Source organism: Desulfoplanes sp. PS50 (genome assembly GCF_053851535.1).
Genome location: NZ_JBSPZA010000037.1, coordinates 1 through 11447, shown reverse-complemented (window position 1 = coordinate 11447; position 11447 = coordinate 1). Strand labels below are relative to the sequence as shown.

Below are 11447 nucleotides of genomic sequence, written 5' to 3'. Positions count from 1 at the left end.
ACCCTCTAGCGTTTGACCAGAAGCAGGGACAGATAATGGGGGTGCTCGGTGATCTCGTCCAGGTCGCGGGTGATCCGCTCGTCATGGTGGCCCAGACGGGATACGAACACGGTCTGCTTGTTCCGGTCGTGGCGGGTGATGATCTGCTTCAGGGCATCGAAATTTTTGTAGGCCTTGAGGATGACCCCGGTATCGGCCATGTCCAGGGTCCGGGCGAGTTGTTTTTCGTCCCCCACCCCGGAAAAGATGACCAGGTTCTCTCCGGACTCGGTGAGCACGGTCTGCGTCCTGGCGGCGGCCGCCTGAAAGGAGGTGATCCCGGGGATGATCTCCACCGGGACTGCCGGGCGGACCCGCTGGACCCCCCTGAGCAGGTAGCCGAAGGTGGAATAGATCATGGGATCGCCCAGGGTCAGGAAGGCAAGATTTTTCCCCTGGTCCAGAAGCTCGATTGCTATGCCCGTATTTTCCTCCCAGGCCCGGGAAAGCGCGTCCCGGTCCCTGGTCATGGGGAATTTGAGCCGTTTGATGTGCACTGTTTCAGGCAAATGGGGCTCGGCAATGGATTGGGCCAGGGAGTATTCGTTTTTGGAAGACGAGGCGGCCAGGACCACGTCCACCAGGGCCAGCCGTTTGATGGCCGCCAGGGTCAGCAGGTCGGGATCGCCCGGGCCCACGCCTATGCCGTATAATGTTCCTGATTCGTTCATGGATATGTCTCGAGCAAAAAGGTTGTCCGCAACAAACAGGGAAGCGGATTCAGACTGCAGGACAAATCTGTTTCATCCAAGTAGTTGGAGTGGAATGGCCGGCTCGCCCCGTTTGGGCCGGTTTGAAACTCCCTTGCCGGCCTCGTACCATCAAGCCGTTGCTCAACACCGGCGAGGCGTTCCGGCAAGATGCCGGACAACGGCTTGATGAACGATGCCTGGCTCGGTCAGACAGTCAAACCGACCCAAACGGGGCGAACCAGCCATTCTCATCCGTCATAACGTCCGTGCCGCAGTCCGTGCCTGTCCGTGTTCGTCCACATACCCGCCTTATTCCCCCGGGTGCAGAATATCCGCCAGCATTTCAACGGCGTCGACCGTTCGTGGGCCGGGCCGGGAAAAGAGGTGTTCGTCCACCTCGAGGACGGCACCCGAGCGCACCGCCTGGATGGTCCTGAAATGGGAACGCTGGGAAACCGGGACCGGGTTGGGGTTCATGGGGCCTTTCTGGACCAGATAGACCTCGGGGTTCAGGCCGACCAGCTCCTCTTCCGAGAGGCGGACCAGTTTCTTGTTCAGAAAAACGCAGTTGGTTCCTCCGGCCAGGTGGATGATCTCGGAGACAATGGAGGCCCGGCCCGCGGTCAGGAGATTGGGATAGCGGACCTCGAAAAAGACCCTTGGCCGTTTGGGATCGGGCCCCAGCCGCTTGTGCACCCGCTCCAGCCGATCGCGCATGGTCGCGGTCATGCGGTCGGCCTGGTCCCTGGCGCCGGTGATCACCCCCAGCCGGTCGATCAGCGCATAGAGGTCGTCCATGGTCTGGACCCGGAAACATGCCGTGGGAATGCCCTGGGCAGCGATGGCGTTTACGGGTTCGCTCTCCCCTTTGCTCCCGGCCATCTGCAGGACCAGGTCGGGCTTGAGTCCCACGACCATCTCCACATTGGGGCGCATGTGCGTGCCGATGGAGGGTTTGTCCGCAAGGGCCGGGCAGAAGGTGTCCGCTTTTGTTCGGGCAACGATCCTATGGGCAAGGCCCATGTCCACGAGGATCTCGTTCAGGGCTCCGTACAGACAGATGATCTGCCGGGCCGGCTGCTCCAGGGTGATGGTCGTGCCGAAATCGTCGGTTATGGTCACGGCGGCAGCCTGCACCGGGAGCAGGCTACCGAGGATCACAAGGACGAAGCCCATGACCCGGCAGGGGCAGGCATTGGGGAATGCCCATGACCGGATGGGAAAAGACCGTGAGGTCGGCATGATAGATCCTTGAAAGATGGGTTTGGGTGAACACCTCGTCCACGGGTCCGTCAAGCACGATGCGTCCCTGTTGGAGAAAGACGAGGCGGTCGCAGTACAGGGCGGCCAGGTTCAGGTTGTGGATCACGCTGACAATGGTCATGCCCTCGGCGTTCAGCCCCTTGAGCAGATCGTGGATTTCGGTCTGGGCCCCGACATCGAGACCCGATGCAGCCTCGTCCAGGATGAGCAGCGGGCATTGCTGGGCCAGGGCCCGGGCGATGAGCACCCGCTGCAATTCCCCGCCGGAGAGTTCGTTGGCGAACCGGTCGGTCAGATGCAGGGCGCGGGTTTTTTCCAGGGCCCAGGTCACGGCCTGGTCATCTGCCGGGCCGTATCCGTGAAAAAAGGTCACGTAGGGATAGCGGCCCATGCGCACCAGGGAGGCGACCCGCATGTCAAAGATCGATTCCAGCTTCTGGGGAATGCAGGCCATGATCCGGGCCCGCTGTCTGGGACCAAGTTCCTGGAGGGGGTGACCGTCCACCCGCACCCGGCCCGTTGTCAGGGGCAGGGTTCCGGAAATGGCCCGGATCAGGGTGGTCTTGCCGCTGCCGTTGGGGCCGAGGATGCCGACCATTTCGCCCCTGCTTATGTGCAGATCGATCCCTGCGAGAACCGGATGTTCCCCATAGCCGCAGGAGAGGTCATATGCCCGGATCATGAGAAGCCTCCATGCCCCTTGCCCTTGAGAAGGAGGCAGAAGAACGGTCCCCCCAAAAGTGCGGTGATCACGCCCACGGGAAGTTCCACGCCTCCGGGCAGAAGGTTTTTGGCCAGGACATCCGACCAGAGCAGGAGCAGCCCCCCGCCCAGTCCGGACATGATCAGCAGAGGTCGGTGTTCCGATCCCTGGAGCAACCGGATGAAATGGGGAACCACCAGCCCGACGAACCCGATGATTCCGGAAACGGCCACGGCCGCCCCGGTCATCAGGCTGGCTCCCAGAAGGAGCATGATCCGGACCCGTTCCACGTCAACGCCCAGGTGGTGGGCCTGAAGATCTCCCAGACAGAGGATGTCCAGTTCCCGGGAGTAGCGAAAAACAAGCACAAGCCCCAGGACCATGTAGGGAATGAGCAGTCCCACATGGTTCCAGCCCCGACCTTGGAAACTGCCCATGATCCAGAAGACCATGGCGCTGACCGCCTCCTCGTCCAGGGCCTTGAGCAGGGAGATGAGCGCGGCCAGAAAGGTAGCCACCACGATCCCGGCCAGAATCAGGGTTTCGCGGCGGAGTTCCCCGTTGATCCGACCCAGTCCGATGACCACCACCAGGGCCCCCAGGGAACCGGCCAGCCCGGCCAGGGGAAGCAGGCTCAAACCGAACACGGTCCGTGAAATCCCCAGATAGATGACCAGGGTGGCCCCGAAGGCCGCACCGCTGGAAACCCCCAGGGTGAAGGGGTCGGCCAGGGGATTGCGCAAAAGTCCCTGAAACACGGTACCGGCCACGCCCATGCACGCGCCCACCAGACAGGAAAGTACGATCCGGCTGAGGCGGATGTCCAGAACGACCACCTCCCAGGAGGGATCTCCGGACAGGTCGCGCGCACCGATCACTTCCAGGACCCGGGTCCACAGGATGGACATGACCTTGTTCGCCGGAATGTCCATGGGGCCGAACAGGCAGGCGGCAAGAATCGATCCGGCAAGGACGGCAATCAGGATGATCACCGAATGACGTAATCTGGGGCCTTTGCGCCTGATGGTGGGTGATTCGGTGGGCATGGGGTTCGTCCCGGGACGTGGCGGGTAAAAGGTAATCAACCTGTAGGGGCACGGCGCGCCGTGCCCGTGTTGGTATCCTGGAATACTCTGCATTTGCATGCCAAGATCAAAGGAGGACCAACGGTTTGTAAAGAATGTTTTTCCGCACCTCCCGGGGTGCGGAAAAACGAGGCACGGCACGCCGTGCCCCTACGGGGGGAATTGTTTCCCAAGGCGTCCGGAAGGGATGCCCCGACCTTGCGCAACGGCTTATTACAGATGGGCCATGGCGACCTTGAGGTGATCGATCCAGAGATCCACGATGGCGTCGTATTCGCCCGTTCCCTTGAGCACGGGGACGCAGGTGATCCCGGCCCCTGTGAGCACGGATTTCCAGGAATCGTCCTCGTCACCGGCCATGTCGTTGCGGGCGTGATCCCCGGCCACGGACATCAGGGGCAACAGATAAGCCTTTGTGATCCCGCGCTGTTTCAGCCCGCTCAGCACATCATCCAGGGTCGGGCTGCCTTCAACGGTTCCCACGAAGACATTGGGATCCATCCTGGAAAAATAATACTGCAGGGCGGGGTAGTAGATATTTGCCGCGTGCGGGGTGCCGTGGCCCATGAGCACGATGGCCTCGTCGGCTTTGCGCTCTTTGGGAAACTGCGCAGCCATGATTTTGACCGCCTTTTCCACGTCTTCCGGGGAATAGAGCAGCGGGGTGCCCACGAACACGGTTTGGATCCCCTTGGGCATAGCCTCGAACCGTTGGGCCGTGGTTTTCAATCCGGTGTATTCCTTGCCGGGAATGGTGTGCAGGGACTGAACCGCCACATGGGTGAAGTCATCGTCCATCATTTTGGCCAGTCCCTCGGCCGGGGAGTCGATGTGCGTGCCTTCCTTGGCCAGTTTGTGGCGGATGATCTTTGAGGTGTAGGCCCAGCGGACCTCCACCCCGGGAAAGGTTTTTTTGACCCGGGTGTCGATCGTCTTGAATACGGTTGCGGCCTCGGGAACCGTCGTTCCAAAGGCGACCAGGAGGATGCCCTTTTTTTCGGGCCGGGGTTGGTGGTGGCCGTGGGCCAGGAGCTGACCGGCCTGCAGAACGAGCAGACAGACCGCAATGAACAGAACGCGTGTGATACTCTGGGACATGATCTTGCCTCCATGGGAAAGATCGGGCTTGTGTGCGGGAATAAAAAAAACCTCTCCCTGGGCAATGGCGCACGGAGAGGTTTTTTGAAAATCCCCTGGGATCTTTTCCAAGCAAAGCCCCGTTACTGGAAAAGAAGACGCAAATGGCCATGGCTGGGCGGGTCTTCCGGCTCTTCTCCTCTCTGACTCGGCCTTCCCGGGGGTGTCCCAGTGGCACGCAGGGAGTCAGAGATTAGGGGGAGAATCACGGCGGCGGGTCCGCTCCCGATTTGCACGGGATTCCGTTCTTGGGCGGCAGGCGCCCATTTTTTTGCTGCTGCAAAGTTCCTGGGACCTCCTGTACGGAGGGCTAGGTGTCCGTATCCGGACAGAGCAGCAAGGTGTTTTTCACCCAGCTGATCTCTCGAGTATTTCAGAAGGGCTGGAGCGTCAAGCGGGCAGGGACATGATCCAGGACTGATGTGTATGCATGACAGGCTCACCCCGTCCGGACCGGATTGAAACTCCCTTGCCGGCCTCGTACCATCACGTCGTTGTTCGATACCGGCTGGATGTTTCTGAAAGATGTCGGGCAACGACGTGATGAACGATGCCTGGCTCGGTCAGACAGTCAATCCGGTCCGGACGGGGTGAGCCGGTCATGCTCTTCAGACGGGTGGATGAGAACAAATCTGTCGTGGACGGTACAGGGGATTATCCTGCACTCGTCACGCCCATGCCAGATAGGGCAGCGCCACAACAATGATTGTTCCGATACGCAAAAGCTGGCTCAGGCAGAGCTGTTTCAGGGCCAGGGAAGGGGAGAAGATGCCGGCCTGGGCGGGAAGCTGGTGGCGCAGGGCCCGGATGGGGGTGGCGGCTATGGTCCCGATGATCAGGGCCAGGACCGTCTGTTTGACGCTCAGCACCCCACCGTCCAGAAGCGCACCTGCCGCGGCCGCACCGGAGGTGAATTCCGCGGCCAGGGTGACGATGACTACGCTGGCGCTCTCCACGGGAAAAAAGTTCAGGGACAGGGCGTGTGCCAGACCGGTACGCAGGTATTCAAAAAATCCCAGATGGTTGAGCAGAAAAACGATGATGTAGATCGGGATCGTGTAAAGAACAATGCGGGTAAAGCGTTTTTTGAAAATCGTTACAAAACCTCTGCTGCGGGAGGGGGTGGTTGATGTTGCTTCTCTGTCTTCGGGTGGTTCGGCGGGCCGTGAGGGGTTGTTGCCCAGGGTTATCCGGCAATAGACAAGCACGAGCAGGCTCTTGAGTCCGGCAGCGGTCAGGCAGATTCCCAGGTAGATGAGGCCTGCGGTCTTGACCAGGGGGGCGATGATGAAAAAGGTGGTTGGAAGATGGACCAGAAAGACCGGGAGCCCGGTGTTGACCAGGTAGGTCAGGGTCATCTCTCTTTTGGTGATACGTCCTTCCTTGTGGTATCCCGCAAGCAGGGTATTGGCGGCCAGGTTGGAGGCAAAGGCGGTCACAAAGGCGGTCGAGCTTTCATCCTTGAGTCCGAAACGACGCATGATCGGCCTGGCGGGCAGGGCCAGTTTGTGTGCCCATCCCAGGCTTTCCATGGCCTGGCCTGCAAAGAGTCCGATCCCCAGATAGATGAGAAGCCGGACCAGGGGGATGACAAGTCCGGTCTGCAGATGTTCCCGGGTGATCCCGGCATGGTCGGGATCGAGCCGGATCAGGGCGATCAGCACGAGGATGATGGACCCGAATACCAGGATCGGGATGATCTGTTTCCCTCGAAAGCGAGGGCGTCCCGTCCGCATCGGCAAGGGGTGAGCATGTCCGCGTTCGAAGGGCGTTGTTTTTCCTTCAGGCTGTTCGGTCCTGGAATCTTGCGTGTTTGGTTGATAATGCATAGACGGGTTGTTTTTGAAAGATACTGGTTGTCGGATATATACGTGCTACGTCATGACGTATTTGTGACAGGAACGATCTTGCGGAGGCTGCATCTTCTCCGGCAATGTCGAGACATTTTGTTGACGGCAGCACACGAGAGGTTTTTCGCCCAAGGAGGCAGACCATGACCATGCGTACCCTGACTGAAGTCATTGAAGATATCAAACCAGCAGACACCCTCATGTTCGAACAGGCCAGGAAACGTTCCAGCCAGTTGATCATCCCGCCCCGGGCCCTGGGTGATCTGCTCGATATTGCCGAGCGTTTGTGCGCGATCTCGTCCACCCTGCATCCGGTGATCACCTCGAAAACGGTTCTGGTCATGGCCGGAGATCACGGGGTGGTCGAGGAAGGGGTCAGTGCCTTTCCCCAGGAAGTGACCCCTCAGATGATCGGGGCCTTTCTTCAGGGCATCGCCGGGGTCAACGTGCTGGCCGATCATGCCGGAGCCCGGGTCATGGTGGCCGATCTGGGCGTTGTCGCCGATCTCGATGATCTGGCCCTGGCAAACGCGGATCGACTCGTGATCCGAAAGATCCACAAGGGCACCAACAATCTGGCCAAGGGCCCGGCCATGTCCCGGGATCAGGCGGTCATGGCGGTCATGGCCGGGTTTGAACTCGCTTCGGACCAATATGAGGCAGGGGTGGATATTCTGGCCACCGGGGATATGGGTATCGGCAACACCACCCCGTCATCGGCCATTGGAGCCGTGCTGACCGGGGGATCCCTGGATGTCATGGTCGGCCGGGGCACGGGCGTGGACAATCCCGGGCTGGAACGGAAAAAGGATGCTGTGCGCCGGGGCATTGCCATCAATGCACCCGATGCGTCGGACGGGCTGGATGTCCTGGCCAAGGTCGGGGGGTTCGAGATCGGCGGGATCGCCGGAATCATCCTGGCCGCAGCCTGTCACAGAAAACCAGTGGTCATCGACGGGTTCATCTCCACGGCCGGGGCACTCATCGCCCATACGCTCTGTCCCGTCTGCATGGAATATGTCTTTGCCGGTCATGCCTCGGCCGAATCGGGACACCGGGCCATGCTCGACTACCTCGGGCTTGAGCCCATTCTTCAATTGGGCATGCATCTGGGCGAAGGGTCGGGTGCGGCCCTGGCCTTTTCCATCATGGAGGCGGCGGTCAAGTCGTTTACCCGGATGAAGACCTTTGAAGAGGCCGGGATTTCTCCGGGGTGAGTCCACGGCGCGCCGTGCCCCTTGTATGTTCGATATTGCGGGCGGACCGGGAAAAGAAGACCGGGCCGCCCTTTTTCATGCCCGTCTGCTAGACGATCAGGGCCAGAAGCACGGCCGCCTGGACGATTTCGTTCAGGGCACCGATCATGTCTCCGGTGATGCAGCCCATGGTGTTTTTGTAGAGCCGGATCATTCCCCAGACCGCCACGGCAAAGGCGAGGTTGACTGTGACAAAGGTGACTGCCGGCAGCAGGATCGCACTGGCGCAGATCAGACCCGCGCACCAGGCATAGGCCGGGTTCGCGGTCCCGAACAGGTTGGATGCCATGCCACCCTGGGGGCGGCCGTAGGGCAGGGATCTGACTCCCAGAAGCATGGCCGTGCGGCTGTAGATCGGGGCGAGGAGGAGAAAGCGCCAGGTCTGATCCCGTGTCGTCAAGGTGGCCAGGGCGGACCAATCCAGAATCAGCACGGCAATCAGGGCGATGACTCCCCAGGTTCCCAAACGACTGTCGCGCATGATCTCCAGGCCCCGCTCCCTGCCCCTGTGGGCCAGAATGCCGTCGGCCGCGTCGGCGAGTCCGTCCAGATGGATGCCCCCGGTGATGATGATGAGAAAGACAAGGTCCAATGCGCCGCATACCAAAGGAGGAAACACCTGGGAGATCGATGCGTCGAATCCGGCCAGGAGCAGGCCGATCACCAGCCCCACAACCGGAATCCAGGCGAGCATGGTATGGTCCATGGGCTTCAGTGTTCCCCCGACGGGGAGGATGGTCAGAAAGGCCAGAGTCTGCCGGAAGCCGTTCATGACGAGGCCCCCTTGATTGCCGGATTTGATGCATCCTTGATGGTTACAGGAATGCCGGCCACGCAAAGGATCACCTTGGTGACGGTTTGCGCCAGCCGCTGATTGACCAGTCCGGCCAGATCACGGAACCGTCTGGCAGGGGGGTTTTCCGGGACAATGGACCAGCCGGTCTCGTTGGTTACCAGGATCACCGGGATTCTGGCCAGTTGCACGACCTGACAGAGAAGATCCACCCGTTCGAGGATGGCCTCGTCGTCCAGGTTCTCTTCCAGAAGGTTTGTCAGCCAAAGGGTGATGCAGTCCACCAGAATCACGTTGCAATTGTCCTGGGCCGTTGTGATGGCAAGGGCAAGTTCGTTGGCCTCCTCGATCGTGGTCCACGAAACGTCACGCTCGGCCCGATGGCGCCTGACCCGGGCCTCCATCTCCCGGTCAAAGATTCGGGCGGTGGCGATGTATGCCCGCTTGGGCCCGTAGGCTTCTGCGTGCTGAAGGGCGCAGGCCGATTTGCCGCTTCGACAGCCGCCGGTGACCAGAATGGTTGGATGGGTGTTATGCATGACAGAGCTCCTCCAGGCGGGGACAGGAGAGAAGAAGATCCTGCAGGGAGAACACCTCCAGGGTGACTCCGCCTGTATATCCGGCAAGACCGGTCTTGATGGGTTCCCAGAGGTGATCGGGTATGTTGGACAGGGATTTGTGATCCCGGATGGCATCGATTCCGTGGACATGGAACATGATCGTTTGGTCCGTGTGGACTGCCAGGTGCTTTTTCAGGTCATGTCCCTTGTTCATGAGGTGCCCCAGATCCTGGCACAGGGCAAATCCCCTGGGAAGGGCTGCCGGTGTCAGCATGTCGAGAGGATGGTCCAGATTTTCTATGGCCACACGGGTCGGGTCCATGCCCTTTTCCAGAAGTTCGTCCAACGATTGTTCCACCTGTTCGATTCCGGGGAGGCGTTGATCCTTTTCTGGCGGAACGTCCAGATGCAGAATCCAGCAGGACGGGTCAAGGTCTCTGGTGGCCTCGTAAAAGCGGAATATGGTTTCCACGTCCCTTTTTCGTCGGGCCTCATGGTTTCTGCCCAGATACACGTCAATGGGAAGATGGACATTGTAGGTCAGACCCATATCCCTGCCCAGTCCGGCGAGGGTGTGGATCTCCTGTCTGGAAGGAAGATTGTCCTGGTATCTGCTTTCAAAAAGCACCAGTTCGATTTCATCGAAATGGGGGCCCAGAAAGCGGACATTGGGGATGATCGCGTCGGGCAGAATGTACGAGGGCACGGCCAGGCGAAAGGGGAACCGATGCTTGAGCAGGGGCAACGAGGGAATTTGTATGTTCATCCGAGCAGGCCTCCTGCCATTCCCCACCAGCCCGCATGGGTGCAGGTGAGACAGACTATGCAGATAAGGGCCGCCAGCACAGAGGTTGCGTAGAGCAGACGCACTCCCCCGGCATGGTCCTGCGTCGTGATTTCGTGGTGCGGATCGCCGATAAAGGGCTTGTCGATCCGGGTGCCGAAATAGGTGCTCGTTCCGCCCAAACGGATGCCCAGGGCCCCGGCAAAGGCGGCCTCGGGCACGCCCGCATTGGGGCTGGAGGCCTTGTGGTGGTCCCGGAGCATGATTTTCCAGGCCCCTTTCCAGTCCTTTCCCGTGAGTCTGGCGCTCAAGACGAGCAAAAGCCCGGTCAGCCGTGCCGGGATGAAGTTGGCCGCATCGTCCACTCGCGCGGCGAATCTGCCAAAGAGCATGTACTTTTTATTCGTGTACCCGATCATGCTGTCCAGGGTGTTCACGGTCTTGTAGAGGATCATCAATGCCGGTCCTCCCAGGGTCAGGTAGAAGATGGGGGCAACGATCCCGTCGGAAAGATTCTCAGCCATGGTTTCAAGCACCCCTCGGCGTATCTCCTGTTCGTCAAGATGCGCGGTCTCCCGGCCCACGATGCACGCAAGACGGCTGCGGGCCAGGTCAATATCGGGGTTCGGGCTGAGAGCGGCCTCGACCCGGGCGCAGGCCGCATGCAGGGAACGTGTGGCCAGGGCCGCATAGATGAGCCAGATGGTGGCCAGGATTCCCAGCATGCTGGTTAGGGAAACGACCGTCTTGAAAAGATACAAGGCCGCACACACCACGCCCATGACCACAAACCAGTGGCGGATTCCCGCGCCCATCGAGTTTGCATAGAGCTTGTTTTCCAGAAAGACGCTCATCCGGCCAATCCACCGGACCGGATGCGGCCAGGATTCTGGATCGCCCAGGATCAGATCGAGGAGATAGGCAACGGCAAAGAGCGGGGCGAGATGCATGAACATGTCCTTGGCGTGAGCTGCGCATGGGAATCATCAAAAGAACCTTTGGTGATATGATAGGGTCGGGATTGTCAAGGTAGTTTGCTTTAGGGACAGGCAAACTATGCTGGCACTCATGCGGAATACATGCTACGGGGAATTATCCATCCACTCCAGAGCCGGAGGTTGCCATGCCCCGCATTCCCAGGCTTCTCATGTCGGAAACCCCGACCGTTTATCATGTCATCTCCCGTACGGCCTTGCCCGGTCTCCCTTTTGACGCTTCTGACAAGGATTTTCTGCAGTCCCTGATTCTTCGTTTTTCCAGGATCTATTTTACTGAAATTCTTGGA

At 60.0% G+C, this 11447-nt stretch carries 11 protein-coding genes and 1 riboswitch; of the genes, 1 reads left to right on the top strand and 10 read right to left on the bottom strand.

All coding sequences use genetic code 11. The annotated features are described in order from the left end of the window. Window positions 1-5 precede the first annotated feature (5 nt). The 6 genes from cobI to ACTVJH_RS13780 all read right to left on the bottom strand — a co-directional run bounded on the left by cobI (window position 6) and on the right by ACTVJH_RS13780 (window position 6655). Window positions 6-710 carry a precorrin-2 C(20)-methyltransferase gene (gene cobI, locus ACTVJH_RS13805; protein ID WP_455991854.1) on the bottom strand — a complete coding sequence of 235 codons (705 nt, stop codon included), beginning with the start codon at window positions 708-710 and terminating at the stop codon, window positions 6-8. 330 nt (window positions 711-1040) lie between these two features. Beyond that, entirely contained in the window at window positions 1041-1973 is a 933-nt protein-coding gene (locus ACTVJH_RS13800) for an ABC transporter substrate-binding protein (RefSeq protein ID WP_455991851.1), read from the bottom strand. Further along, complete coding sequence (locus ACTVJH_RS13795; protein ID WP_455991848.1) at window positions 1879-2676, bottom strand: ABC transporter ATP-binding protein; 798 nt, start codon at window positions 2674-2676, stop codon at window positions 1879-1881. The genes ACTVJH_RS13800 and ACTVJH_RS13795 overlap by 95 nt, the downstream gene beginning before the upstream one ends. Next, window positions 2673-3743, bottom strand: coding sequence for a FecCD family ABC transporter permease (locus tag ACTVJH_RS13790; protein WP_455991845.1), 1071 nt, complete (start codon window positions 3741-3743; stop codon window positions 2673-2675). The genes ACTVJH_RS13795 and ACTVJH_RS13790 overlap by 4 nt, the downstream gene beginning before the upstream one ends. A 252-nt stretch (window positions 3744-3995) precedes the next feature. After that, the gene (locus tag ACTVJH_RS13785) at window positions 3996-4991 is read right to left on the bottom strand and encodes a sirohydrochlorin cobaltochelatase (protein WP_455991842.1); all 996 of its coding nucleotides are present in this window, start codon (window positions 4989-4991) and stop codon (window positions 3996-3998) included. Between the two features lie 50 nt (window positions 4992-5041). After that, a riboswitch (cobalamin riboswitch) is annotated at window positions 5042-5163 on the bottom strand. Window positions 5164-5587: 424 nt separating this feature from the next. Beyond that, entirely contained in the window at window positions 5588-6655 is a 1068-nt protein-coding gene (locus ACTVJH_RS13780; protein WP_455991895.1) for a nucleoside recognition domain-containing protein, read from the bottom strand. A gap of 257 nt (window positions 6656-6912) precedes the next feature. Between ACTVJH_RS13780 and cobT the strand changes: the two genes are divergently transcribed. Continuing rightward, window positions 6913-7986, top strand: coding sequence for a nicotinate-nucleotide--dimethylbenzimidazole phosphoribosyltransferase (cobT, locus tag ACTVJH_RS13775; RefSeq protein ID WP_455991839.1), 1074 nt, complete (start codon window positions 6913-6915; stop codon window positions 7984-7986). Window positions 7987-8074: 88 nt separating this feature from the next. On the opposite strand, the gene cobS is transcribed toward cobT, so the two are convergent. The 4 genes from cobS to cbiB are packed head-to-tail and all read right to left on the bottom strand — an operon-like array spanning window position 8075 to window position 11112. After that, window positions 8075-8797 carry an adenosylcobinamide-GDP ribazoletransferase gene (cobS, locus tag ACTVJH_RS13770; protein ID WP_455991836.1) on the bottom strand — a complete coding sequence of 241 codons (723 nt, stop codon included), beginning with the start codon at window positions 8795-8797 and terminating at the stop codon, window positions 8075-8077. Beyond that, the gene (cobU, locus tag ACTVJH_RS13765) at window positions 8794-9357 is read right to left on the bottom strand and encodes a bifunctional adenosylcobinamide kinase/adenosylcobinamide-phosphate guanylyltransferase (RefSeq protein ID WP_455991833.1); all 564 of its coding nucleotides are present in this window, start codon (window positions 9355-9357) and stop codon (window positions 8794-8796) included. Before cobU ends, cobS begins: the two co-directional genes overlap by 4 nt. Beyond that, a complete protein-coding gene (cbiR, locus tag ACTVJH_RS13760) occupies window positions 9350-10144 on the bottom strand; it encodes a cobamide remodeling phosphodiesterase CbiR (RefSeq protein WP_455991830.1) in 795 nt (264 codons plus the stop codon). Before cbiR ends, cobU begins: the two co-directional genes overlap by 8 nt. Continuing rightward, entirely contained in the window at window positions 10141-11112 is a 972-nt protein-coding gene (cbiB, locus tag ACTVJH_RS13755) for an adenosylcobinamide-phosphate synthase CbiB (RefSeq protein ID WP_455991827.1), read from the bottom strand. Before cbiB ends, cbiR begins: the two co-directional genes overlap by 4 nt. Window positions 11113-11447 lie beyond the last annotated feature (335 nt).